Source organism: Pseudomonas shirazensis, assembly GCF_014268785.2.
GTDB lineage: Bacteria > Pseudomonadota > Gammaproteobacteria > Pseudomonadales > Pseudomonadaceae > Aquipseudomonas > Aquipseudomonas shirazensis.
In genome coordinates, this window is sequence record NZ_JABWRD020000003.1 from 53,486 (window position 1) to 76,536 (window position 23,051).

The 23,051-nt window shown below is 64.3% G+C and carries 24 protein-coding genes; 12 read left to right on the forward strand and 12 right to left on the reverse strand.

Annotated elements, in window-relative coordinates:
- Window positions 1-10 precede the first annotated feature (10 nt).
- From hemC to rsd, 6 genes are all read left to right on the forward strand, one after another.
- Window positions 11-952, forward strand: coding sequence for a hydroxymethylbilane synthase (hemC, locus tag HU736_RS16220; protein WP_186701432.1), 942 nt, complete (start codon window positions 11-13; stop codon window positions 950-952).
- A complete protein-coding gene (locus HU736_RS16225; protein ID WP_217862390.1) occupies window positions 949-1,716 on the forward strand; it encodes a uroporphyrinogen-III synthase in 768 nt (255 codons plus the stop codon). The genes hemC and HU736_RS16225 overlap by 4 nt, the downstream gene beginning before the upstream one ends.
- A gap of 45 nt (window positions 1,717-1,761) precedes the next feature.
- A complete protein-coding gene (locus HU736_RS16230) occupies window positions 1,762-2,862 on the forward strand; it encodes a uroporphyrinogen-III C-methyltransferase (RefSeq protein WP_217862391.1) in 1,101 nt (366 codons plus the stop codon).
- Window positions 2,859-4,097: a heme biosynthesis protein HemY gene (locus HU736_RS16235; protein WP_186701431.1), complete on the forward strand. Its 1,239-nt coding sequence runs from the start codon at window positions 2,859-2,861 to the stop codon at window positions 4,095-4,097. The genes HU736_RS16230 and HU736_RS16235 overlap by 4 nt, the downstream gene beginning before the upstream one ends.
- 222 nt (window positions 4,098-4,319) lie before the next feature.
- Window positions 4,320-4,826 (forward strand): disulfide bond formation protein B, encoded by a 507-nt coding sequence (locus tag HU736_RS16240; RefSeq protein ID WP_103435376.1) that lies wholly within the window; start codon window positions 4,320-4,322, stop codon window positions 4,824-4,826.
- A 228-nt stretch (window positions 4,827-5,054) separates the two neighbouring features.
- The gene (gene rsd / locus HU736_RS16245) at window positions 5,055-5,525 is read left to right on the forward strand and encodes a sigma D regulator (protein WP_103435375.1); all 471 of its coding nucleotides are present in this window, start codon (window positions 5,055-5,057) and stop codon (window positions 5,523-5,525) included.
- Window positions 5,526-5,534: 9 nt separating this feature from the next.
- Here the strand turns inward: rsd and HU736_RS16250 are convergent, their stop codons facing one another.
- Window positions 5,535-6,173, reverse strand: coding sequence for an FKBP-type peptidyl-prolyl cis-trans isomerase (locus HU736_RS16250; RefSeq protein ID WP_103435374.1), 639 nt, complete (start codon window positions 6,171-6,173; stop codon window positions 5,535-5,537).
- A gap of 188 nt (window positions 6,174-6,361) precedes the next feature.
- Between HU736_RS16250 and HU736_RS16255 the strand changes: the two genes are divergently transcribed.
- Window positions 6,362-7,327 carry an AlgP family protein gene (locus HU736_RS16255; protein ID WP_186701430.1) on the forward strand — a complete coding sequence of 322 codons (966 nt, stop codon included), beginning with the start codon at window positions 6,362-6,364 and terminating at the stop codon, window positions 7,325-7,327.
- On the opposite strand, the gene HU736_RS16260 is transcribed toward HU736_RS16255, so the two are convergent.
- Window positions 7,303-7,785, reverse strand: coding sequence for a TIGR02444 family protein (locus HU736_RS16260; protein ID WP_186701429.1), 483 nt, complete (start codon window positions 7,783-7,785; stop codon window positions 7,303-7,305). The genes HU736_RS16255 and HU736_RS16260 overlap by 25 nt on opposite strands.
- A gap of 50 nt (window positions 7,786-7,835) precedes the next feature.
- On the opposite strand from HU736_RS16260, the gene HU736_RS16265 reads away from it, so the two are divergent.
- From HU736_RS16265 to HU736_RS16285, 5 genes are all read left to right on the forward strand, one after another.
- Entirely contained in the window at window positions 7,836-9,746 is a 1,911-nt protein-coding gene (locus HU736_RS16265) for an ATP-binding cassette domain-containing protein (RefSeq protein ID WP_186701428.1), read from the forward strand.
- Window positions 9,746-10,333, forward strand: coding sequence for a mechanosensitive ion channel family protein (locus HU736_RS16270; protein ID WP_103435371.1), 588 nt, complete (start codon window positions 9,746-9,748; stop codon window positions 10,331-10,333). Before HU736_RS16265 ends, HU736_RS16270 begins: the two co-directional genes overlap by 1 nt.
- Before the next feature lie 100 nt (window positions 10,334-10,433).
- Window positions 10,434-11,066, forward strand: coding sequence for a LysE family transporter (locus tag HU736_RS16275; RefSeq protein WP_103435370.1), 633 nt, complete (start codon window positions 10,434-10,436; stop codon window positions 11,064-11,066).
- Between the two features lie 149 nt (window positions 11,067-11,215).
- Window positions 11,216-11,458: a DUF2789 domain-containing protein gene (locus tag HU736_RS16280; protein WP_101322618.1), complete on the forward strand. Its 243-nt coding sequence runs from the start codon at window positions 11,216-11,218 to the stop codon at window positions 11,456-11,458.
- A 70-nt stretch (window positions 11,459-11,528) separates the two neighbouring features.
- Window positions 11,529-12,167 (forward strand): NADH:ubiquinone oxidoreductase subunit N, encoded by a 639-nt coding sequence (locus HU736_RS16285; RefSeq protein ID WP_186701427.1) that lies wholly within the window; start codon window positions 11,529-11,531, stop codon window positions 12,165-12,167.
- 8 nt (window positions 12,168-12,175) lie between these two features.
- Here HU736_RS16285 and HU736_RS16290 read toward each other — a convergent pair whose 3' ends face one another.
- The 10 genes from HU736_RS16290 to HU736_RS16335 form a co-directional block, all read right to left on the reverse strand.
- A complete protein-coding gene (locus HU736_RS16290) occupies window positions 12,176-12,613 on the reverse strand; it encodes a CBS domain-containing protein (RefSeq protein WP_186701426.1) in 438 nt (145 codons plus the stop codon).
- A gap of 145 nt (window positions 12,614-12,758) precedes the next feature.
- The gene (locus HU736_RS16295) at window positions 12,759-14,042 is read right to left on the reverse strand and encodes a VWA domain-containing protein (protein ID WP_186701425.1); all 1,284 of its coding nucleotides are present in this window, start codon (window positions 14,040-14,042) and stop codon (window positions 12,759-12,761) included.
- A gap of 8 nt (window positions 14,043-14,050) precedes the next feature.
- The gene (locus HU736_RS16300; protein WP_186701424.1) at window positions 14,051-15,280 is read right to left on the reverse strand and encodes a vWA domain-containing protein; all 1,230 of its coding nucleotides are present in this window, start codon (window positions 15,278-15,280) and stop codon (window positions 14,051-14,053) included.
- Window positions 15,281-15,325: 45 nt separating this feature from the next.
- Window positions 15,326-15,829 (reverse strand): hypothetical protein, encoded by a 504-nt coding sequence (locus HU736_RS16305; RefSeq protein ID WP_186701423.1) that lies wholly within the window; start codon window positions 15,827-15,829, stop codon window positions 15,326-15,328.
- Between the two features lie 10 nt (window positions 15,830-15,839).
- Window positions 15,840-16,577 carry a hypothetical protein gene (locus HU736_RS16310; RefSeq protein WP_186701422.1) on the reverse strand — a complete coding sequence of 246 codons (738 nt, stop codon included), beginning with the start codon at window positions 16,575-16,577 and terminating at the stop codon, window positions 15,840-15,842.
- A gap of 23 nt (window positions 16,578-16,600) precedes the next feature.
- Complete coding sequence (locus HU736_RS16315; RefSeq protein WP_225913088.1) at window positions 16,601-18,049, reverse strand: formylglycine-generating enzyme family protein; 1,449 nt, start codon at window positions 18,047-18,049, stop codon at window positions 16,601-16,603.
- Window positions 18,050-18,140: 91 nt separating this feature from the next.
- On the reverse strand, window positions 18,141-19,364 hold the full coding sequence (locus HU736_RS16320; protein WP_186701420.1) for an ABC transporter permease: 1,224 nt from the start codon (window positions 19,362-19,364) through the stop codon (window positions 18,141-18,143).
- Window positions 19,348-20,046, reverse strand: a complete 699-nt coding sequence (locus tag HU736_RS16325; protein ID WP_186701419.1) for an ABC transporter ATP-binding protein — start codon at window positions 20,044-20,046, stop codon at window positions 19,348-19,350. Before HU736_RS16325 ends, HU736_RS16320 begins: the two co-directional genes overlap by 17 nt.
- Before the next feature lie 6 nt (window positions 20,047-20,052).
- Window positions 20,053-22,011 (reverse strand): vWA domain-containing protein, encoded by a 1,959-nt coding sequence (locus HU736_RS16330; protein WP_186701418.1) that lies wholly within the window; start codon window positions 22,009-22,011, stop codon window positions 20,053-20,055.
- Window positions 22,008-23,048, reverse strand: a complete 1,041-nt coding sequence (locus HU736_RS16335) for a hypothetical protein (RefSeq protein ID WP_186701417.1) — start codon at window positions 23,046-23,048, stop codon at window positions 22,008-22,010. Before HU736_RS16335 ends, HU736_RS16330 begins: the two co-directional genes overlap by 4 nt.
- Window positions 23,049-23,051: the final 3 nt, after the last annotated feature.

Genomic DNA, 23,051 nt, shown 5'->3' on the forward strand with positions numbered 1-23,051 from the left:
GGGGCGTTTCATGTCCACTCGCGAAATCCGCATTGCCACCCGTAAAAGTGCCCTTGCCCTGTGGCAGGCCGAGTACGTCAAAGCACGTCTGGAGCAGGCTCATCCAGGCCTGATCGTCAGCCTGGTGCCGATGGTCAGCCGTGGCGACAAGCTGCTCGACGCGCCGCTGGCGAAGATCGGCGGCAAGGGCCTGTTCGTCAAAGAGCTGGAAACCGCCCTGCTCGAGAACGAAGCCGACATCGCCGTGCATTCGATGAAAGACGTGCCAATGGACTTCCCTGAAGGCCTGGGCCTGTACTGCATCTGTGAGCGTGAAGACCCGCGCGATGCCTTCGTTTCCAATACCTACGCAAGCCTTGACGCATTGCCTGCAGGCAGCATCGTCGGCACCTCCAGCCTGCGCCGCCAGGCGCAGTTGCTGGCGCGCCGACCGGATCTGCAGATTCGCTTCCTGCGCGGTAACGTCAATACCCGTCTGGCCAAGCTCGATGCCGGTGAATATGACGCGATCATTCTGGCCGCGGCGGGCCTGATCCGCCTCGGCTTCGAAGACCGCATCAGCGCCAGTATCAGTGTCGACGACAGCCTGCCGGCCGGTGGCCAGGGCGCAGTCGGCATCGAGTGCCGCAGCGCCGACAGCGAAATCCACGCCCTGCTGGCGCCGCTGCATCATGTCGACACCGCCGACCGGGTGGTGGCCGAACGTGCCTTGAACAAGCACCTCAACGGCGGTTGCCAGGTGCCGATCGCCTGCTACGCCGTGCTTGAAGGCGAGCAGTTGTGGCTGCGCGGGCTGGTTGGCCAACCCAGCGGCGGGCTGCTGCTGGCAGCCGAAGCACGGGCGCCGCGGCTGCATGCCGAAGCGCTTGGCGTTCAGGTTGCCGAAGACCTGCTCGAGCAGGGCGCCGAGGCGATCCTCAAGGAAGTCTACGGCGAGGCCGGCCATCCGTGAGCGGCTGGCGCCTGCTGCTGACCCGGCCTGAAGAGGACTGTGCGGCACTGGCGCAGACCTTGGCGGCCGCCGGCATCGCCAGCAGCAGCCTGCCCTTGCTGGCGATCGAGCCGGTCACTGTGGATGACGCGCAACGCCAGCTGCTGAGCCAGCTGGCGAATTACCAGGCATTCATCGTGGTGAGCAAGCCCGCTGCGCGCTTGCTGCTGGCCAACTTGGCCGAAGCCGGCCTGGTGCCGCCGTCCAACGCCTGGTTCAGCGTCGGTGAGGCGACCGCGCAGGTATTGCAGAACGCCGGGCTTTTGGTGACATTCCCTACCCAAGGAGACGACAGTGAGGCCTTGCTTGGCTTGCCCGAGTTGCGCAAGGCTATCGCCGTTCCTACGCCGCGTGTACTGATTGTCCGCGGGGTAGGGGGTCGTGAACTGCTGGCAGAGCGTCTTGCCGAGCTAGGTGCTAGTGTCGATTATCTGCAACTGTATCGTCGCTGCCTGCCGGATTACCCGCCCGATACCCTGCGCGAGCGGGTCGATCGGGAACGCCTAAACGGCTTGGTGGTCAGCAGTGGGCAGGGTCTTGAACATTTGCGCCAGTTGGCAGATGCCGATTGGCCGCGCCTGGCGCGCTTGCCGTTGTTCGTGCCGAGCCCGCGCGTAGCCGAGCAGGCCCGCGCGCTGGGTGCACAACAGATTGTGGATTGCCGTGGCGCCAGTGCCGCGGCCTTGCTGGCAGCTGTGCAGCGCAGCGCTGCACCTGCCTCTTAAGGCGCTAAGCTCAGAGCGACGCGCCCCCATGCAAAGGATGGATACGTGAGCGAAACTGTCTTGTCGCAGAATGAACAGCCTTCGGTGCTCGACGCGCCGCAAACCCCTGTCACCCCGCCGGCCAAGCGCTCGAGCAATGGCATTGCCGTCGTTGCCCTGCTGCTCGGCGCAGCCGGTGTTGCGGTAGGCGGCTGGGGTGTCTGGCAAGTGCGCCAACTGCAGGGCAATGAGCTGGGTCAAAGCCAGCGCATGGAAGCCTTCAGCGAGCAGACCGCAGCGTTGCAACAGCGCGATCAGCAGATCAGCGCACAACTTGCCAGCCTGCCGCCGGCCAGCGAGCTGGAAGACCGCCGTCGCCTGGTGGCGCAGTTGCAGGGCGACCAGCAGCGCTTGAGCCAGCGGCTCGATACGGTAATGGGCGAAAGCCGCAAGGAATGGCGCCTGGCGGAAGCCGAGCACCTGCTGCGCCTGGCGACCTTGCGCTTGTCTGCACTGCAGGATGTGACCAGCGCCAAAGCGCTGGTCGAAGGTGCCGACGAAATTCTCCGCGAACAGAGCGACCCAGGTTCATTCGCCGCCCGCGAGCAGCTGGCCCGCAGCCTGGCCACACTCAACAGCACCCAGCAGCCAGACCGCACTGGCCTGTTCCTCAAGCTGGCGGCGCAGCGTGAGCAGGTGCAGCAGCTCAGTGCCCAGTCGCCTGAATTCGACAGCAGCGCAGACGCCATGGGCGCGCTGACTGCGGATGGCGATGCCAGCAGCCGCTGGTCGCGCTGGTGGGCCGAGATCTCCAAGTACTTCCAGATCGAATTCGATGCCGACAACAATGTTCGCCCGTTGCTGGCTGGGCAGTCGCTGAATCAACTGCGCCTGGCCCTGAGTCTGACCATCGAGCAGGCCCAGTGGGCGGCCCTGAATGGCGAAGCCAAGGTCTACACCCAGGCGCTGGATGATGCTCGCAGCGTGCTGCTGGCCAACTTCAACGCTGACAACCCGCAAAGCAAGGCCATGCTCGACAGCCTTAACGCCCTGGCCGAGCAGCCAGTATCGGTGGTCACCCCTGACCTCAGCGAAAGCCTGGCGGCGGTACAGGCCTACATTCAGCGCCGCCACCTGCCGGCCAATGCCGAAGGGGGCAAGCCATGAAGCGAGTCTATCTGCTCGCGGTGCTGGCAATCGTGGTTGCCGCAGCGCTGGGCATCGCCGTGGCCAAGCACAGCGGCTACGTGATGGTGTCCTATGGCAGCTTCCGCTATCAGTCCGGTCTGTGGGCCGCATTGGGTGGGTTGATCGGCCTGATAGTAGTGCTGTGGCTGTTGCGCTACGTGCTTGGCCTGATCCTGAGTTCGACCGGGGTGGTCAACCCATGGTCGCGGCGCAATCGCCGCCGGCGCACCCGCATCGCCATCGAACAGGGCCAACTGGACCTGGCCGAAGGTCGTTGGGCCAGCGCGCAGCGTCACCTGCACCGCGCCGCTGAAGCCGAGCGCCAGCCGCTGTTGTATTACCTCGGCGCCGCCCGCGCGGCGAACGAGCTGGGCCGCACTGAAGAAAGCGACAACCTGCTGGAGCGCGCGCTCGAGCGTCAGCCCCAGGCCGAACTGGCGGTGGCATTGACCCACGCCCAACTGCAGATGGATCGCGGCGACAGCGACGGTGCCCTCGAAACCCTGCTGGCGATGCAACAGCGCCACCCGCATAACGGCCAGGTGCTGCGCCTGCTGCAGCATTTGCACCTGCAGCGTGGCGACTGGCCGGCGCTGATTCGGCTGCTGCCTGACCTGCGCAAGGGCAAGGTATTGCCAGCCACTGAGTTGGCTGCGCTGGAGCAGCGTGCCTGGGGCCAGAACCTGAGCATCGCCGCGACACGTGGTGATGATGCGGTAGCCGCCCGGCAGGCGCTGGAACGCGCCTGGCAGCAGCTGACCGCCGCGCAGCGCCAGGAGCCGCAGTTGGTGCTCGCCTACGCTGAACAACTGCGTCAGGTCGGCGCCCAGGGCGAAGCCGAGCAAGTCTTGCGTGCGGCACTCAAACGCCAGTTCGAAAGCCATCTGGCCCGGCTGTACGGGCTGATCCGTGGTGATGACCCAGCGCGCCAGCTGCAAACCGCCGAAGGCTGGCTCAAAGAGCACGCTCAGGACCCAAGCCTGCTGTTGACCCTCGGCCGCTTGAGCCTGCAGAACCGTCTGTGGGGCAAGGCGCGCGATTACCTTGAGAGCAGCCTGCGTTTTGAGCGCAACCCGGAAACATGTGCCGAGCTGGCACGGTTGCTGGCGAGCATGGGTGAAACCGAACGCAGCAACCAATTGTTCCAGGAAGGCCTTGGCCTGCTCGACGAGCGCCTGCTGGCGCTGCCGTTGCCAGACGGCGCCCGAGCTTGACCGACCCTTGGGTCTGCGCGAGCCGCGCAGGCCCACGGGCTGGTATCTAATCTGAAGCGGTGAAGTCAGTTTGCGATGACCCCCTTCGGAAATTTCCCACAGCAATCAGTAAACTTTCCCCAGCAATCAGAGACTTGTCCCTACTGTATTGCCTTGAAACAAAGTACCCATTTCCTCTACCGTCTCAAGCCACGTCATTGACTCCTCCGGGACCCCATCGCCATGCCGCTGGCCCGTTTTCGTACTCTGTTTTTCCCAGGCTTGCTGGCCTCGTTGGCGATCCTGTTTGCCGCTTTCGCCCTCGAAAGAAACCTGGGGTTGCTGCCTTGCTCGCTGTGTTCTGGCCAGCGCCTGCTGCTGGGCCTGTATGCGCTGGTCTGCCTGGTTGCGCTGGTGCATGCCCCACAGCGTCTCGGTTGGCTGGCCTACACGATGTTGGCATTGGCCTGCTCGGCCGGCGGCGCGCTGTTGGCGGCGCGGCAGGTCTGGCTGCAGGGCTCGGAGTTTGCTCATGGCGCCTGCCTGCAGCCGCTGCCGACGGTGTTTGAGCAGCCGTGGCGGCAAGCGTTGGAAACCCTGCTCAAGGGTGGCCCTGACTGCGGCGCGTTGTCCTGGAGCTTTCTCGACCTGACCTTGCCCGAGTGGAGCCTGCTGGCCTTCCTGCTGCTGGCAGCGCTGCCGCTGTCGCGGCTGGTGGCTGATCGTTTGCGCCGCCTCGCCCAACATTGATCCAGCGCAAGCTTGGCGCATGGTTCGACCGGCGGCGCGCTATCAAGGGATGAAACGCTTGTATGAACTTTGTCCGATGCGTACCTTGATGGGCAGCACGTGCGGGAATAATCTCCCAGCACGGACACTGAAAACACAACTGCTCGATGCCGTACTGCTGACTTCCCTTTGTCGCGCACCTTTGCGCAACGAGGTGCAGCGGCATCTACCCAGAAGGGAAGAACTGCCATGCTCGATAGTTGCCAGAATGCCCAGGAACGCTGGGGCGGGGTCCACAAGCTGATCGATCGCTGGCTGCTGGAGCGCCAGGAGTTGGTGGTGGCTTTCCGCGCCCTGCGCGACGCCAAGCCAGCCTTCGCTGACAAGGCGCAGAGCCGTGATTTCTGCGGCGTGTTGGTCGACTATGTATCGGCTTGGCATTTCGAAGTGTTCGAGCAGCTGCTCAGCGAGGCCAAGGCCTTCGACGACAAGCGCGCCCTGGCGCTGGCCGAAGACATGAACCCACGCATCACCGACATCACCCAGATCGCGCTGGACTTCAACGATCACTGTGACAAGGCCGAATGCAACGACCCTGAGCGCTTCGCCCAGACCCTGCAAGCACTGGGCGGCCATCTGCGCGAACGCTTCGAGCTGGAAGACTGCCTGATCGAAGTGCTGCACACCGCACATAAACAGGAAGCTGCACTGCAGGCGTGATCGCCTCGATCAGTCGGCCACTGCCAGCAATTCGATTTCGAATACCAACGGGGTGTAGGGTGCGATCAGGTCGCCCGCCCCGTCGGCGCCGTAAGCCTGCGCCGAAGGGATCACCAACCGCCATTTGGCTCCCGCCTTCATTTTTGGCAGCGCCGCCTGCCAGCCTTCGATCACCGAGTCCAGACTGAACCACTGCGGTTGCTGGTTCTGGTCGAACACCGAGCCATCCGGCAGACGTCCTACATAGCGCACTTGCACCTTGCCGCCGGGCTTGGGCTGCGCGCCAGTGCCTGCCTGTAACTCACTGTAAAGAATTCCTTCAGGTAACTCATGGGTGCCGACTCGGCCGCGTTCATTGGCCATGAAGCGGATTTCAGCCGCTTGTGCCTTGCTGCCCTGGGCCTCGGTTTCATGCTGCTCGAGCAGGCTTTGCATCTGTGCTTGATCGAGCCGCAGCGGCTTGCCTTGGTAGGCCTGGCGCAGGCCTTCGACCAGGGCTTCCAGTTGCAGGTCAGGGACCTCCTGACGCAGCCGCTCACCGAGGCTCGCGCCCAGGCTGTAGGCCATATCCTGATCGGTATTGCTGGCCGGCGCGGCAACACTCAATGGTGCGAGCAGGCAGAAGCTGAGCAGAAGATAACGGGACACGATCGACTCCGGACGCGATGGCCAAGTAGCAACAGCCGAACAAGGGCCAACTACACTTGCTCGAGCGGCACCATAACAACTTTGCCCAGGCATGCAACGCGGCCCCAGCAATACTGTCAAGATGCCCTAGCGGCGGTAGCAGCAGAAGCATAGTATGAGCCGCAATCTCATCAGCCAGGAGGTAAACCATGTCGGCCAAGAAGAAGCCAGTAAGTACGCCGTTGCACCTGCTCCAGCAACTTTCCGGTAGCCTGCTCGAACATCTGGAAGATGCCTGCTCGCAAGCGCTGGCGGATGCAGAGAAACTGTTGGCAAAGTTGGAAAAACAACGTGGCAAGGCGCAGGAAAAACTGCACGGTTCGCGGCTGAAACTGCAAGACGCTGCCCAGGCTGGCAAAGCCAAGGCGCAAAACAAGGCGCACAAGGCTGCCAGCGAACTTGAAGAAGTGCTCGACTCGCTCAAAGAACGTCAATCGCAGACCCGCATCTACATCCAGCAGCTAAAGCGCGATGCGCAGCAGAGCCTGAAAATCGCTCAAGGCGTAGGCAAGGTCCGTGAAGCAGCCGCCAAGGCCCTCGAGCAACGCACTGTTGCCGAACCTGCTGCCAGCAAGGCGCCAGCCAAGGCAGCCGGCAAGACCACTGCCAGCAAAGCTCCAGCCAAAGTCGCTGCGGTCAAACCCGCCGCCAAGCCAGCTGCTGCCAAAGCGCCTGTTAAAGCTGTTGCCAAACCGGCTGCCAGCAAGGCACCAGCCAAGGCCGCTGCAGCCAAGCCTGCCGTTGCCAAAGTAGCTGCCAAGCCCGCTGCCAGCAAAGCCGCAGCCAGGACTGCCGCTGCCAAACCTGCGGCTGCCAAAGCGCCAGCCAAACCTGCCGCTGCCAAACCCGTTGCTGCCAAGGCTGCAGCCAAACCTGCTGCTGCCAAGCCTGCAGCCAGCAAGGCGCCAGCTAAAGCCTCTGCAGCCAAACCCGCCGTTGCCAAAGCACCGGCCAAGGCCGCAGCAACCAAGCCAGCTGCCGCCAAGCCAACCGCTGCCAAAAAAGACGACGCCAAAGCCAGCACCGCAGCAACCAGCACCAACTCGGCAGCACCAGCGGCAACGCCTGCTGTAGCGGCCAACACCCCAGCTCAGTCGCCGTCTTCGGCGTCCTGAAGGGCTGACGCTGCGGCGCGCAATTGATCCAGCGCGCCGTGGTCGCGGCACAGGTCCGGCGCCAGCCGGACCAGCCAATCGTCCGCGGTCTCGTCCGAGCCTGCGGGCCATTGCTGCGAGCAAGCCTGCAAACGCTCGAGCAAGGTTCTTTCAGCTTGTAGTTCCAGGCCCTTCAACTGCTCCCGCAACAGTGCCAGCGCGGCATCGCCCTGCGCTGCCATACGCCATTGCTGACGCAGCGTGCGCAGTGCTTGGACTACCTCGATTCGCCACGGCTCAGCTAAGGCCAGTAGGGCGCACACGCGCTCATCGCTGACGCGTGCCCGGCGCGCTTGCAGCCAGCTTGCGCAGAGCAGCAGGCACACGTCGGCGCCGTCCTCCTGCAGTTGCAGGCAAGCCGCTTCAACCCCGGGCCGGGCGTACAGGGCCAAGGCGTAATTCCACAGGTCGGTGTGCATGGTTCCACTCGCGCTAGCGGCCGAGGAAGCTGGTAGACTCCGCGACCATCATGATCAGACTAACCAACCTCACTTTACAGCGTGGTCCGCAGCGCCTGCTAGATAGCGCCGAGATGACGCTGCACGCCGGTCATAAAGCCGGCCTCATCGGTGCCAACGGCGCCGGCAAATCCAGCCTGTTCGCCTTGCTGCGCGGCGAGCTCACGCCCGACGGCGGCGACTGCCAGCTGCCCGGCGACTGGCGCATCGCACACATGCGTCAGGAGGTCGATACCCTCGAGCGCGTGGCAGTCGACTATGTGCTCGATGGCGACCTGCGCCTGCGTCAGGTCCAGGCCGAGCTGGCAGTGGCCGAGCAAGCCCACGACGGCACTGCGCTGGCCCGCTTGCACAGCGAGCTGGAGGGCGCCGACGGTTATACCGCTGACGCCCGTGCGCGCAAGTTGCTGGCCGGCCTTGGCTTCAGTAACGAGCAGATGGACCGCCGCGTCGGTGACTTCTCCGGTGGCTGGCGAATGCGCCTGAACCTGGCGCAGGCCCTGATGTGCCCGTCCGACCTGCTGCTGCTCGACGAGCCGACCAACCACTTGGACCTGGACGCCATCCTCTGGCTGGAAGACTGGCTCAAGGGCTACCCGGGCACGCTGCTGCTGATCTCCCACGACCGCGACTTCCTCGATTCGGTGGTCGACCACGTGCTCCACGTCGAGCAGCGCAAGCTGACCCTGTACAAGGGTGGCTACAGCGCCTTCGAACGCACCCGCGCCGAACGTCTGGCCCAGCAGCAACAGGCCTTCGAGAAGCAGCAGGCGCAGCGCGCGCACATGGAAAAGTACATCGCCCGCTTCAAGGCGCAAGCGACCAAGGCCCGTCAGGCGCAGAGCCGGATCAAGGCCCTGGAACGTATGGAAGAGTTGTCGGCAGCGCACGTCGACTCGCCGTTCGACTTCGTCTTCCGCGAATCGCAAAAAATCTCCAGCCCATTGCTCGACCTTTCCGAAGGCCGTCTGGGTTACGGCGACACCGCCGTGCTGGAGAAGGTCAAGCTGCAGCTCACGCCGGGTGCGCGGATCGGCCTGCTCGGGCCCAACGGCGCCGGCAAGTCGACCCTGATCAAGAACCTTGCCGGCGAACTGCAGCCGCTGGGCGGGCGCCTGGTGCGCGGTGAGAACCTTTCGGTTGGCTATTTCGCCCAGCATCAGCTGGACTCGCTGGACGACAAGGCCAGCCCGCTGCTGCACCTGCAGCGGATTGCCCCGACCGAGCGCGAGCAAACCCTGCGCGACTTCCTCGGCGGCTTCGACTTCCACGGCCCGCGTGCCGAGGAGCCGGTGGTGAACTTCTCCGGTGGGGAAAAAGCCCGGCTGGCCCTGGCCTTGATCGCCTGGGAACGGCCCAACCTGCTGCTGCTCGACGAGCCGACCAACCACCTCGACCTGGAAATGCGCCTGGCGCTGACCATGGCTTTGCAGGAGTTCAGCGGGGCAGTGGTGGTGGTCTCTCACGATCGTCACCTGCTCAAGAGCACCACCGACGACTTCCTGCTGGTTGCTGACGGCAAGGTCGATACCTTCGACGGTGACCTCGATGACTACAGCCGCTGGCTGATCGACTACCGCCAGCGCAACGCGCCGGTCAGCAGCACCCCGGTCAACCCGGACAAGACCGACAAGAAGGCCCAGCGTCAGGCCGCCGCTGCCCTGCGCCAGCAACTGGCGCCGCACAAGCGCGCTGCCGACAAGCTCGAAGCCGAGCTGGGCCAGGTGCACAGTCAGCTGGCCGAGATCGACACGGCCCTGGCCGACAGCGGCCTGTACGAGCAATCGCGCAAGGACGCTCTGCGTGACCTGCTCGGCCGTCAGAGTAAACTCAAGCAGCGCGAAGCCGAGCTTGAAGAGGCCTGGATGGAGGCACTTGAGCTGCTCGAAAGCATGCAGGCCGAACTTGAGGCATTGTCCTGATGGAAGACCTGCACGGCCTGCTGCCGGGGCAATGGATGGACTCGCTGTGGCTGGGCGCGCAGATTCTGTTGATCCTCACCGCGGCGTTCATCCTGCAGCGCTTTGTCGGCCGTTGCCTGAGCCGGCTGGGCGAACGCTATCCACTGCCACCAGAATTGCTGGTACCGGTACGTGGCGGCCTGCGCTGGCTGATCATGGGCAGTGCTCTGCTGTTTGTGCTGGAGCGTCTTGGCGTCTCGGCCACCGTGCTCTGGACCGCGCTGTCAGGCTTTGTCGCCGTAGCAGCGGTGGCGTTCTTCGCCATGTGGAGCGTGTTGTCCAACCTGCTCTGCGCCGTGCTGATCTTTACTGTCGGGCCGTTTCGTATCGGTGACGTCGTCGAGCTGGTGGAAACCCTCGACAAGCCGGGCGTGAAGGGCCGGGTAATTGCGATCAACCTGCTGTTCACCACCCTGATGGAAATGCCCGATGCCGGCGGCGCGCTGGTGCAGGTGCCGAATAGCCAGTTCTTCCAGAAGTGCGTACGGCGCTGGCGTGGCACCGAGGTGCCGGGTGTAGCCAAGGATGTCGCTGTCCAGGCTGACTGATGTTAGCCGCACCTGCTGCAATCACACAAAAAACCGCTGGTGATTTCGCCGCCAACCTCTTAGCTTAATGTTTTGCAACATATCCGCTATGAGGTGCTACATGTCGATGGAAACGTGGTTGGCGTTCTTTGCCGCGTGCTGGGTGATCAGCCTGTCGCCGGGGGCGGGGGCGATTGCCTCGATGTCCAGCGGCCTGCAGTACGGTTTCTGGCGCGGTTACTGGAACGCCCTGGGCCTGCAACTCGGTCTGCTGCTGCAGATCGCGATCATTGCAGCCGGCGTCGGCGCCATCCTCGCCGCCTCGTCTACCGCGTTTCAGGTGATCAAGTGGTTCGGCGTGTTCTACCTCGTGTACCTCGCCTACAAGCAATGGCGCGCGCTGCCTATGGACATGAGCGCCGAGTCGCCGATACGGCCGATCGGCAAGCCGCTGAGCCTGGTGTTCCGTGGTTTTCTGGTCAATGTCAGCAACCCCAAGGCGCTGGTGTTCATGCTCGCCGTGCTGCCGCAGTTCATCGACCCGCATCAGGCGCTGCTGCCGCAGTACCTGACGATTGCCGCGACCATGGTCTGCGTCGACCTGCTGGTGATGGCCGGTTACACCGGGCTGGCCTCGCGGGTGCTGCGGCTGCTGCGCACGCCTAAACAGCAGAAGCGCCTGAACCGTACCTTTGCCGGGTTGTTCGTCGGCGCCGCGGCGTTCCTCGCCACCCTGCGCCGGGCGCCGCTGTGACGCTTGTCGGATAAAAAGTGCAAATTGCTTCGACCTTGAGTGGCCTGGCTGGTGTCTATCTTTGAGCAAGGTGGCTGCGGCCACCTCATCTCTCACTCAACCAGCGCCGGGCCGGCGTCGTCGACGGCCAGCTTGGCGAGGAGGCACCCATGGAAGCACCGACTCATCAGTTTGCCGAACTGTTCATGCAACTGGGGCTGGACCACGATGCGCAGAGTATCGACCAGTTCATCACCTCGCACTCGCCGCTGAAAAACGAAATCAAGCTGGTCGATGCGCCGTTCTGGAGCGACTCGCAGCGCGCATTCCTCAAAGAAGCGGTGCTTGAGGACGCCGACTGGGCAATCCCCTTTGATCAACTCAACGAAGCCCTGCGTCGCCCCCGCAAATAAAGCGCCGAGCGGCACCTGATGGGTTAAGTGGCGTTGCTATGCTGAGGTAAAACAACAAGGGGATAGCGTGATGAAAGATCCCTACGCAGCCGGTTTCTGGTGCCTCCTGGCAATCCTCGGCACCCTGACCACCGGCTACTTCTACGGTATCTGGCACACCCATCAGCTGAACCAGGCCGTGCAGTTTCTGTACGCCGCTGCTGCGGTCACCGCGGCAGCGGCGCTCTGCGGGCTGGCCTGGATCGCCTGGCAGCACTTGCAGCTGAACAGGCGCGAACTGAGCCAGGGCCATACCCTGGTCACCATCTGGAACACCAAAGTTGCCCTGCGCCGGGTCGAAACCGTGTTCGACCGTTATTTCTGGGGCAGTTACTGGCACTCCGGGCGCACCTTCGAAGAGGTCATGGGCGAACTCAAGGGCACGCCGCTAGAGCAAAGCCTGGATGCGCTGAAGTGCCAATGCCGCGAGCTCGACCGCGAAATCCACGACCCTCATCAGCACTGGCTGGCATTTGCCCGCGACCTTTCCAGCGTGGCCACGGCCATGGCCCGTGAGCGCTACCAACTGGATCTGGGCGACGGGCCGGTGGCCGGCAAAGGCGGCACGGCAGTGCTCAACCGTGATCTGGAAGTGCTGGTGTACACCTGGTCAGCGCGCCTGCGCAGCTTCGACCATCAGTTGGACGAGCTGGAAAGCGCCTATCACTGAAGCAACCTTCACTCGCCGCGAATGTACTGTTGCAGCTGGCTGATCAGGTTGGCCTGCTCGCTAATGGTTTCCTTGACCAGGTCGCCGATCGACAACAAGCCGAGTAGCTTGCCCTCACTGACCACCGGCAGGTGGCGCAGATGGCGGTCGGTCATCAGTTGCATGCACTCATCGAGCTTGGTTCTGGGTTCAACCGTGATCACCGCTGCGGTCATGATTTCGGCCACTGTAGTGAACGGCGAAGAGCGGCCCTTGAGCATCAGCTTGCGCGCATAATCACGTTCGCTGACGATGCCCACCACGCGCTCGTCTTCAACCACCGGCAAGGCGCCGATGTTTTTTTCCGCGAGCAGCTTCAGCGCCGCCAGCACCGACTCGGTTGGGCCGATGGTGTAGACGGTCTGGTGTTGTGCCTTGCTCTTGAGGATTTCGTCGACGGTTTTCATGCAGGCCTCGGTGCGCGAATGGGGGATGCTCAGGTAAATAAAGCATCCGCCAAGGCGCCTTGCACGGCAACGCGGAAAACGGCATGGACTCGATTGAAAAACGTCATGGCTGCAAACGGGCGTACGGCGTGCGCCCGTTTGCGCTTCAGCAGCCGTTGCCCTGCGAGACTTCGCGGCTGGCTTGTTCCAACGCGGCGGCCACCGCAGCTGCATCATCAGCGGTATACACCCGCCCGCCAGTATTGCTGGCGGCGCAGTTGGAGCCGGTGCTGGCACTGATGTTGACGATGTTGATCCGCAGCCGTGGCTGGTTCTGGGCGATCTGCTCGGAGACTTTGCAGATGCTGGTGCCACAGCTGTCGCGGCCGTCGACGAACATCACGATGACGCCATCGCGCTCACGCCCGTCCATGCTGGCCGCTGCCGCCTCCAGGCTGATCCCAAGGCCAGTGCCACCGCGTGCATTGAGCCCGGCGATACGCTCGATCAGGTCGCTGCGCTGATCGCGGGCGAACACGCCGTGGTCGATCGGCGAGTTGCAGCCGTTGAAGGTCACCAGACGCATCGCCACCTTGGGGTCGAGGTCTTCGATGACCGCGCCCAAGGCCGTCTTGGCCACGCTCAGGCGAGTCGTCGGTGGGGCCTTGCCCGACGGCAGATACTGCTCGACCACCGGGATCTTCGCCAGCAGGCTGATGTACCACGGGTCGTCTGCGCGCTTGACGCGGATGCGCTCGTTCATCGAGCCGGAGGTATCCAGCACCACGGCGAACTCCGAAGCCTGAAAGCCAGCGCCTGGGGTGCACATGGCGCTGTGATCGGCCTGCCAGCGCGCCCACAGCATTGGCCAGTTCAACCACAGCGCATAGAGCAACGCCAGCAGCAGGCCGAACAGCAGCCATGGCCACAGCCGCAGGCGCCGCGCAGGTACGGCCCTGGGCGGTGGTGCAGGCCTGGGCTGCGGGGCCGGCCTGGCTGCGGGCGGCGCCGGCTTGGGTGCTGGTGCAGGCGGTGGCGGCGGCGTTGGCGCGGCCACCGGCACGGTCTGCCCCCAGCGGATCACCAACGGCTCGCCGTTGATGCTGTAGAGGTTGCCCAGATCAGGCGGCGCGATCAGGCTGCGCAGGGCGCCTGCTGCCTGGGTCTGACCACGCTGCTGCAGCTCGTTGGCCAACTGACCGACTGCGGCCTGGCGCTCTTCATAGCGTTGTAGCAGCGCTGCCTGCTGGTCGCGGCCCAGCTCGGCATACACATGCGGCTGGCCTTCCAGCGGCGACCACCACTCCAGCACACCGTCACGCCCCTGGCGGGGAATGGCATATAGATGAGCAATGGCCGGCGGGAAGTGCTGGCGGATCAACGCTACCCGCTGCTCGAGTGCAGCGGCGGCGTCCTGGCTGGCGTGGCTGTCGCGAATTACCCGTTGCATCGCTCGTCCTAGTTGCAGTTGTTGCTGCTGGAAACTTCCTGGCTCGCCTGTTTCAGCGCGGCCGCCACTTGCACGGCGTTATCGCCGCTGTAGACCCGGCCGCCGGTGCTGTCGGCAATGCAGTTGGCCAGGCTGTTGTTGCTGATATTGACCAGATTGACCCGCAGCCGCGGCTGCTCCTGGGCGATGCGCTGAGCGACTGCACAGACATCCTCGCCACAGCCATCGGCGCCGTCGACGAACATCACGATCACGCCATCGCGGTCGCGGCCGTTCATGCTTTTTGCGGCAAGGTCGAGGCTGGCGCTCAAGGCGGTGCCGTCATTCGGCACCAGACCCTCGATGCCGCTGATCAGCGCCGGGCGCTGGGCCGGGGTGAACAGACCATGGTCGAGCGGCGCTCGGCAGCCGTCGAAGGTGATGAAGCGCGTGTCGATGGCCGGGTGCAGATCATCGACCATCTGCTTGAGGCTCTGCTTGGCGACATCGATGCGTACCGGCGCGCGGGTAACCTCGGCGACTCGCGCCTGGTCGATGGCGGGGTCGGCGATGTTCTGGAAGAACCACTGCTCGTCCTCCGCCGTCGCTGCGACGCTCAGTAGCATCGAACCGGAGGTATCCAGCACCACCGAGAACTCCGGGGGCAGCGCCTGATCATCTTTCATGCAGGCAAATTTGGCCGGCTCGCGCTGTTCATACCAGCGTTGCAGGTACGGCCAGCCAAACCACAAGGCCAGGGCCAGCAGCAACAGGCCAAGCAGGGGCAGCAGGAACCACGGCAACCAGATCCAGCGGCGCGGGCGCGGTACGGGCACTGGCGCTGCCGCCACCGGTGCTGGCTTGACCGGCGCCGGCTGCGCCCAGCGCACCAGCAACGGGTCGCCGTTGACGCTGTACAGGTGCTCGAGGTTGGCCGGGCCGATCAGCGCGCGCAGCACGCTCGCCTCCTGCTCCTGGCCGCGTTCCTTCAGCTCGCCGACCAACTGGCGCAGGGCGTCCTGGCGCTGCTCATAGACGCGCAGCAAGGTGGTCTGCTGCTCGCTGGTAAGGTCGTGATAGCGCTGCGGCTGGCCTTCCAGCGGCGACCACCATTCACGCACACCGTCCTGGCCGGTGCGCGGGGTGGCGTACAGATTAGCGATGCTGGCCGGGAAGTGCCTGACGATGATCGCCATGGCCTGTTCCAACACCCGCGGATCGTCCTGCGCGGGTCGGGTATCGCGGGTGACCCGCTGCATGTGGATATCCTGAAAAAGGATCGGCAGCCGCAGCTGCCGAAGGGCTTACTCGTAACCCAGGCTCAGCTGCAAACGGCTGACCTGTTGCTGCAGGGCCTTGAGCTCCTGCTTGCGCGCTTCGACCTGCGCGCTGCTGGCGTTCTGCATTGGCGCTGCCTGGCGGTTCTTCAGCTGTTGCTCGAGGCTGGCGATCTGCTGCTGCACTTCCTGCTTGTTGCCATGGCGGCTCTTGAGCGTGGCCAGCAGCCCGTTCAGGGATTTCTCCAGGTTGGCCTGCTGGCGTTGCTGGCCGGCCAAGTCCTGGCGGGTCGAGCTCTGCAGGGCGCTGAGCTCGCTGAACACCTGATTGAACTGGCGGTTCTGCTCCTGCGCGGTGACCAACTGCTGCTCGCTGTTGCGCACGCCTTCGGCATAGCCGCCGCCGTAGTCGCAATTGAGCTTGCTGACCAGGCTGGTGCTATTGTCGGTAGCGTTGCACTGCGAGGCAGTGGTGGCGCAACCGCCGAGGCTGGCGAGCAGGGCAAGGCCCAGGCAATGACGAAGTGACATGGGCTGTTCCTTAACCGAGGGTAATCGCGGAGCGCTGGTTGTAGAGGCCGTCGACCTCCTGCTGCAGGGCGACGACTTTGTTGTTCATCTTGGCGATCTCGGCCTCGACCTTTTGCACTTCGGCCGGGCTGGCACCACCGTCACGCTCGAGTTTGGCGACCTTCTCGAACTCGGTGACGCGGCTTTTCATGTTGCCCAGGTCTTTGCGCATCAGGCCGATGTTGGTATCGACATTGGCGATCTCCTGCTGCGCCTTGGCCTTGTCGACAGTCTTGGCCTTGATGCTCTTCTGGATGTCGGCAATCTGCTGTTTGTCGTCGGCAATCACCCGCTGCAGGGTGTTGCTGCGCTCGACCACCTTGGCGTTTTCTTTCTGCACTTCGCCGGTCATCGCGTTCAACCGCTGGGTAGTGTCAGCGTACTGCGTGCGGCGCTGGTCGAGGTAGTAGTTGGCGCCCATGGCCACACCGCAGGCGGCAACCCCGGCGATCACCGCGCAGGCAGCCTTGTTGCCCGAGTTGGACAGTACGCAGGCGAGCACGCCGGCACCGGCGGCCACGGCGCAGGCCTGGTATCCCGAAGTGCTGAAGAACTTGGCGTCGGCGCCCGAGGTCAGGCGCGGGTCGGCCTTGCCGCCGCCGCTGTCACCAAGCATCGAGCTGCCGGTACTGGCGCAGCCGGTCAGGACCAGGCAGGCGGCCATCATCAGGCTCATCCAGGAGCTGCTACGAGCGGTTTTTCTGTGCATCACGATTACGCTTCCTTGTGGTGTCAGTGGGCGACGGCTTTGCAGCTGTTCAGCCAGGCGTTGGTATCAATTTTCTGCGACTTGAGGAACGACACCTGGTTGGCCCAATGGGCGCGCAGGTACGGCGTCAGTTCCTTGAGATTGTTGTTGGCCGTAAGCACCCCTTCGAGCACCGGCACCTGCGCTTCGAGCAGGCTCTTGCCATACAGCGAGCCGGATTCGACCAGCGAGCTTGCGTAGTAACGGCTGAGCTTGTGCAGGCGCGCACTTTGCTCGTCGAGCTTGCTCTTGCGCATGCCGCAGGTCGGGTCTTCTTCGCCGGCCTTGCAGTTGGCGGCGTAGTTTTTCTGCAGAAAGTCCAGGTACTGGCCGTCGTCGAGCATCTTGGTGCAAAGGAACGCACCCAGGTTGAGGCTGGCGCGAATCGCTTGGTCGCGGGCTTCCTGTTGCTGCTGGTTGCTCGCGCGCAGCTGGTTTTCGACGGTTTTCAACTGACCCTTGAGGGCCTCGTCCTGCACGCTCGAGGCCAGCGCTTCGAGGGCCTTGACCGTGCCTTTTTCCTTGCTGTCGGCGGCCGGCTGGTCGTTACCCAGGCTGCTCCAGCTCTTCTCGATGGCCTTGACCCGTTCGCGTGAGGTCAGGGTCGGCGATACCAGCGCCAGGCGCATGCCGTTGGTTTTTTTGGTCACCGCGCCTTCGGCGTTGTAGTAGGGCTCTTCCTGACGCAGGGCAGTGCGCAGCTCGGCTTCGCTGGTCAGGTAGTTGCCGCCACGCACTACGTAGCCGCCGGCCTGGCCGTGCTGGCGGTCGAGTTTGTTCAGGCGGAACGGTTCGAACATCATCTCGCTGGCGTTGCCGAGCATGTCATGCAGGCCCAGCGGATTGGGCTTGAGCAGGCCGCTCAACTGCAGCTGGCCGTTGGCCGATTGCGCACCGGCAAACCATTCATGGGCGTTCAGGCCATCGGCCATCGGGTAACGAATGTCGCGGAATTCGGCGGTGCTGACCTGCAATCCGCCGCGTGCGGCAAACTCCCACTCGACTTCGGTCGGCAGGCGCACGAAGCCCTGCGCGCCGTCTTCGCGGGGCAGCTTGTCAGCAGCATTGGCTCGCAACCAGCGGTTGTACTTGTCGGCGGCCTGCAAGGCGTCCAGCCAGCTGATCGAGACCACCGGCAGGCGCTGTTTGTTGGACGGCGTCGGGCAGGTTTCGTCGGTCAGGGCGCGGTATTGCAGCTGGCTCATCTCGTACTTGGCCAGCAGGTAATAGCGCGACTTGTCGCCCTTGGCGCTGGTGAAGCTGCCGGCGATAAAGGCTGGCCGGGTCTGCTCGACATAGCCGTACTCGGCGCTGTCGGCGCCGATATTGATCGGGTAGTCGTCGAGCGGCCCGGCCACCGGGATCAGTACCTTGCGAAACACCATTGCGCCGTCACAGGGCATCGGTAGCACGACATCGTCGGCATCGGCCATGGGATTGTAGAATTTCTCGTCCCAGCTCGCTGCCGCGGCGTCCAGGGCGAAGCCAAGCGCGAGGGGCGCCAGGGCCAGGCGAGCAAAGGTTTTACAGTTCACGCAGACTCTCCGCAGGTTGGATCCGTATCGCCCGCACGGCGCCGATCAAGGCAACCAGGCCAGCGACCAGCAAGGCCAGCAGCAGGGCCACCAGGCCATGCCAGACAGTGATATGGCAAATAAAGGCACCGGTCGCCTGGCTGCTGCCGAGCAACTGGTCGAACAGCAGGCTGCCCAGGTAATAACAGGCCAGCCCGCCGACAAACCCGGTCAGGCTCAGCAGCAGCGCTTGCAGCACCACGTAGACGGCCACCGCGCTGCTGGTGAAGCCGAGCAGGCGCAGCACCGCCAGGTCGCGGCGTTTGCGGTCGATGTTGGCCAGAAACGCCCCCACCAACGAGGCAATGCAGCCGATCAGGGCAGCGCCGGCGATGACTCCGAAGATCAGCCCCAGCACATGGTTGATGGCTTTGACGCTGTCGATTTCAGCCAGCCGGCTGCTGGTCTCGATGCGCTGTTGATTGAGCCACTGCTCCAGCGGCGCGACGCTGTCGATATCGCGTGCATAGATCCGCGCACGGGCATAGCCGACTCCGACCGCCTCCAGCGACTGGCCGCTGCCGGCGCCCAACGCAGGCACCAGGTAGCCGTCGCGGTAATGCTCAAGATCCAGCAGCAGCTCAGGGCTGACGAACGCCGCGGGGCGGGCAAAGCGCACCGCGGCAACAATCGCTTGCACGCGCAGGGTACGTTCGCCGCGTTCATTGACTTCGTTGAGGCGGCGGCTGACGCGCAGGCGCACGCTGTCGCCGACCTTGGCTTCGAGGCGCTGTGCCGCGCGCTCGCTGAGGATCAGTTGATCGGCTTGCAGTGCGCTGAATTCGCTGGCCAGCAGCGGGTCGTTGGCCGCGGTCGGGATCACTTCGACGTTGTCGACAAAGCGCCCACGCTCGCCAAGCAGGTCGGCCTGGGTATTCAGCGAGCGGGTCTGGCCAATCGCAAAGCCAACCTCGGGCCGTTGTTGCAGGCGTTGCAGCCAGGCCTGGTCGTAATGGCCGCTGCTGAGCATCTTCACTTCGAGGTTGCGCGGGTCGCTGAGCAGCTCCTGCTGCAATTGGCTGACTACCCCATGCTTGAGGCCGAACAGCAACAGCAATGGCGCGATCACCGCCACCAGCGACGCGGCCATGCACAGCGACACGTTGCGGTCATGCCAGAGGTCGGCCAGCGACAGCCTGACCAGCAGCGCCAGGCGCTTATACCAAGGGTTCAAAACGGGTCTCCCCCTGGCCATTGATCGCGCCCAGACGCGGCAGGCCAAAGCGCTCGACCAGCGCCCAGTCATGCGACACCAGCAAGGCGCTCAGGCCCAGTTCGGCGACCAGCTCCAGCAGCAGCTCGAACAGCCGCTGCGCGTTGTGTGGATCAAGCGCGGCGGTTGGCTCGTCGGCCAGCAGCACCCGCGGTTCATGGGCGATGGCGCGCACGCAGGCGACCCGCTGGCGCTCACCGATCGACAGTGCTTGCGGCAGCTTGTCGAGCAATGGCGTCAGGCTCAGCGCTGCGACGGCTTTTTCGACTGCATGGCTGTGCGCGTCCAGACCGAGCAGACGGCGCGGCAAGAGGATGTTGTCGCGCACGCTGAGAAACGGCAGCAAGCCGCCGCTCTGCAGGACGAAACCCAGCTCGCGTGAGCGCAGTGCAGCCAAGGCCGCATGCTGCTCGCCGGCCAGTAGCCGGGCAACGTCGTGCTGCTCGCTGCCGAGCAGGTAACAGTCCAGTCGCTCAGGCTTGAGCAGCAGGCCGATGGCTTCGAGCAGCGTGCTCTTGCCGCAGCCGCTCTCGCCGGTTACCGCCCATACCTCGCCCGCGCGCAACTGCAGCGCATCCAGGCGCACGGCGTGTGACTGTGGTCCCTGGCCGCGGACCACACGCAATCCCTTGATCTCGAGCATAAGTGGTCAGGGCATCATTTCCAGAGGAACCGGGTAGACGTTGTCGCGGCTGTCGGCGCCCGGGGCCAGCGCCACCCAGCGGTCAACATCGGCGTTGTAACGCTGGTAGTGGCGCAGCTTGGTGCTCAGGTTGCGGATGAATTTCTCCTGGGCCAGGCCGTCCCAGCCTTTCCATGTTTCTTCATCGAGGTTGAGCACTTCGCTCTGGTACGGCAGGCCATCGAGGTATTCGCCGAGCACACCGAGGTCGGCCACGCGGGCGTCTTGCTTGAGCTGGTTAGGGTCGGCGCCCATGGTTGCGGCCACGGCGCGCAGGCGGGTGAACATCTCGCTGGGCGAGATCATGCCTTCGTTGGCGGCGTCGAGGATCTGCTTGAGCACGTCGCTGAGGTCGCTCAGCTGCGCCTTGGTCAGCAGCACCCGTACATCGGTGGTGGGTACGTTCTGCTTGATCGGGTCACGGTCGCTGATCCACGCCTCGAACACCGGCGGCGCCTGGGTGCCGCTGGCCTTGCCCAGGTACGCCAGCTGCATCGCGTGGCCAATCAGCGCGGCGTCTTCGAGCATCTTCTGCTCGGCCGGGCTGGCCTTGGCATTGGTGGCGCTGCCAACGGCGTCTTCGCCCATGTACGCCGAACGGACCTGCTGGGTGATGGCGCCGGCGAGGCTGTCAACCTTGCGGCCGAACTCGTCGACATCACCGGCATTGACCGGGTAGTACAGCGAGGTGTTGGTGCCTGGGTAGGTCGACAGAGCGCGGTACTGCGCTTCGGCGCTGCCGTGGTTCTTGGCCCCGCTCGGGGTCTTCAGGTGCAAGGTGTACAGAGCAACGCCAGGGTTGCTGGCTTCGATCTTGACCTGCTCGGCGCCAAGGCCGGTGCTGGACAGTTTGTCGCCGCCATCCAGCGCGCCGGCATCGGTGATCAGCACCACGTAGCGCGCGCCAAACTGGCTCCAGTCGACCTTGTCGACCGCATGCATGACCCCGGCATAGGCGTCTTCATCGAAGACCTTGCTGGAGACCTTGGCCTGCTTCAGATCCGCCACCTTGCTGAGGAAGTCGGCACCGTCCTTGACCGTGTTGGGGTCGGCGTACATCTTGCTGACGTACTCCAGGCCCGGCACTGCCTGGGTGCTGGAACGGTAGGCGATCAGGCCGAACTTGACCTGCTGGCCGAGGTTTTCCTTCTCGATCTGGGCGTAGACACGCTTGATCGCTTCGCGGGTGCGGTCGATGTACGGGTCCATCGAAATGGTCGAGTCGATGACGAATACCACCGCCGCGCTGAACGCTTTCATCTGGGTGTTGGCGGCAGCCTGGCTGGCAGCGCTGCCGGCCGCAGGTGCCGAGGTGCTGGCCGCGTCGGCCTTGCTCACCGAGGCGACGTTGAGGATGCGCGTGCGAAAGCCTTCTTCAGTCATTACTTCTTCGCCGCTCAGGACCGGCAGCAGGTAGAAGTTTTTCTGCAGGTCGACGAAGTACTCCGGCTCCTGGGCCAATACCCCAGGCGCTTCCTTGCCGTTCTTGAGCTGGGCGCGCAGTGGCGCGACCTTGCTGACCGGGTCGGGCGCATCGAGGATGCCTTCGAGCTGGCTGCGGTCTTTGAAGAACATCAGCCGGTCGCGGTTGGCCGGGTTGGTGAAGGCCAGGGTCAGCTGCATTTTCCATTCGACAGTGCAGTCACCCGGCAGCCAGCCGATGCTCTTGCCCTGGGTATCCGGGCCGACGCGCAGCCACTGGCGGTTGTCCACCGCCGCGCGCTCGTACACATAAAAGCGGCTGAAGGTCGGCTGGGCCTTGCCCGGCGCAGCGCCTGCAGCGTCGCTGAGCTTGCAGCCGGGGGTGGTCAGCACGCGCTGGGACAGGGTCTTCTTGCCCTCTTGCAACAGCGGCTTGTCGGCCGCGTGCAGGGCTGGGCTCAGGCTCAAGGCCAGCAGGGCGGCGCCAAGGCTGCGCAGGCTCATGGCTTGAGCTCCTCGAAGCGTTGCTTGGCTTCGGCGTTGTTCTCATCGAAACCGAGAATGGTCTCGTACCAGTAGGCTGCGGTGGCGTTGTCTGGCGCCTTGAAGCATTCGCTGGGCTGGTGGTACTTGGGGTCGTACTCGCGGGCATAGGCACTGGCGATTTCGATGTCGCCGCCCTGGGCGCGGTTGGCGTACAGCCGCTGGGCAACGCCGCAGTGGTTGCTGGCCTTGGCCTGGTTGATCACTTCCAGCAGCGCGGCCGAGCCTGGGGCGTTCTGGATGCAGGCCTGGACGAACGGGATCTCGCCTTCGCTCTGCATGCTTTCCAGGGTGCAGGGCAGGGCAGCAGTGGGCGCAGGGGCCGCTGGCTGTTCGGTTTTGGGCTCGGGCTTCGGTGCTTCGGCCGGTGCGGTTGGTTGTTTGTTGAACCACCACCAGGCGCCGCCTGCGGCGAGCAGCAACAGAACCACCAGCAGCAGCGGCAGCAGCCAGCGGTTGCCGGTCTTGGCCGGAGCAGGGGAGATCGGCTTGCGGGTATTGATTACCGGCTCTGGGGTCGGCTCCGGTTCAACGGCTGTGGCTACAGGTTCTTCAGGCACGCTGACTGGCGCTGGCGCGACCGGCTCAGGTGCGGGTGGAACCGGCAGCGAGGGCGGCGTCTGCTGTGGTGCACCTGAAGTCGATGGCAGCACCTCATTGTTGATGCGCAGCATGCCCATGTCGCTCTGGCCTTGCTGCGGATCGCTCAGCTCGACGCGGAAGTTGGCGGTGCCGCTGGCTTCCAGCAAGGGGTCGATCAGCTCAGGACCAATGCGCGTTTCCAGGCCCGGCGCGCCGTCCACCGGCTGCAAGGCATCGAGCTTGAAACCATGGGCGACGTTGCCCCAGCGTGCGCCGGGGTGGAGGAACTCGTGGGTCTGGCTGCTCTGCAGAGACAGCTCCAGGCCGTCACTTGCGCCCTCCCAGCCGGTGATCCGCAGCACGGCATGGCCCGGCGTGTTCACGGTCAGTGGCAGCACATCAACTCTGATACCCATTAC

Bases quoted from the DNA above. Each gene is read 5' to 3' on its own strand.
- HU736_RS16290 (WP_186701426.1), bottom strand. From the start codon at position 12,613: ATGAAAACCGTCGACGAAATCCTCAAGAGCAAGGCACAACACCAGACC.
- HU736_RS16280 (WP_101322618.1), top strand. From the start codon at position 11,216: ATGGAAGCACCGACTCATCAGTTTGCCGAACTGTTCATGCAACTGGGG.
- HU736_RS16325 (WP_186701419.1), bottom strand. From the start codon at position 20,046: ATGCTCGAGATCAAGGGATTGCGTGTGGTCCGCGGCCAGGGACCACAG.
- HU736_RS16295 (WP_186701425.1), bottom strand. From the start codon at position 14,042: ATGCAACGGGTAATTCGCGACAGCCACGCCAGCCAGGACGCCGCCGCT.
- rsd (WP_103435375.1), top strand. From the start codon at position 5,055: ATGCTCGATAGTTGCCAGAATGCCCAGGAACGCTGGGGCGGGGTCCAC.
- HU736_RS16275 (WP_103435370.1), top strand. From the start codon at position 10,434: ATGTCGATGGAAACGTGGTTGGCGTTCTTTGCCGCGTGCTGGGTGATC.
- HU736_RS16265 (WP_186701428.1), top strand. From the start codon at position 7,836: ATGATCAGACTAACCAACCTCACTTTACAGCGTGGTCCGCAGCGCCTG.
- HU736_RS16255 (WP_186701430.1), top strand. From the start codon at position 6,362: ATGTCGGCCAAGAAGAAGCCAGTAAGTACGCCGTTGCACCTGCTCCAG.
- HU736_RS16305 (WP_186701423.1), bottom strand. From the start codon at position 15,829: ATGTCACTTCGTCATTGCCTGGGCCTTGCCCTGCTCGCCAGCCTCGGC.
- HU736_RS16335 (WP_186701417.1), bottom strand. From the start codon at position 23,048: ATGGGTATCAGAGTTGATGTGCTGCCACTGACCGTGAACACGCCGGGC.
- HU736_RS16310 (WP_186701422.1), bottom strand. From the start codon at position 16,577: ATGCACAGAAAAACCGCTCGTAGCAGCTCCTGGATGAGCCTGATGATG.
- HU736_RS16235 (WP_186701431.1), top strand. From the start codon at position 2,859: ATGAAGCGAGTCTATCTGCTCGCGGTGCTGGCAATCGTGGTTGCCGCA.
- HU736_RS16270 (WP_103435371.1), top strand. From the start codon at position 9,746: ATGGAAGACCTGCACGGCCTGCTGCCGGGGCAATGGATGGACTCGCTG.
- HU736_RS16285 (WP_186701427.1), top strand. From the start codon at position 11,529: ATGAAAGATCCCTACGCAGCCGGTTTCTGGTGCCTCCTGGCAATCCTC.
- HU736_RS16240 (WP_103435376.1), top strand. From the start codon at position 4,320: ATGCCGCTGGCCCGTTTTCGTACTCTGTTTTTCCCAGGCTTGCTGGCC.
- HU736_RS16330 (WP_186701418.1), bottom strand. From the start codon at position 22,011: ATGAGCCTGCGCAGCCTTGGCGCCGCCCTGCTGGCCTTGAGCCTGAGC.
- HU736_RS16260 (WP_186701429.1), bottom strand. From the start codon at position 7,785: ATGCACACCGACCTGTGGAATTACGCCTTGGCCCTGTACGCCCGGCCC.
- hemC (WP_186701432.1), top strand. From the start codon at position 11: ATGTCCACTCGCGAAATCCGCATTGCCACCCGTAAAAGTGCCCTTGCC.
- HU736_RS16315 (WP_225913088.1), bottom strand. From the start codon at position 18,049: ATGGCCGATGCCGACGATGTCGTGCTACCGATGCCCTGTGACGGCGCA.
- HU736_RS16300 (WP_186701424.1), bottom strand. From the start codon at position 15,280: ATGCAGCGGGTCACCCGCGATACCCGACCCGCGCAGGACGATCCGCGG.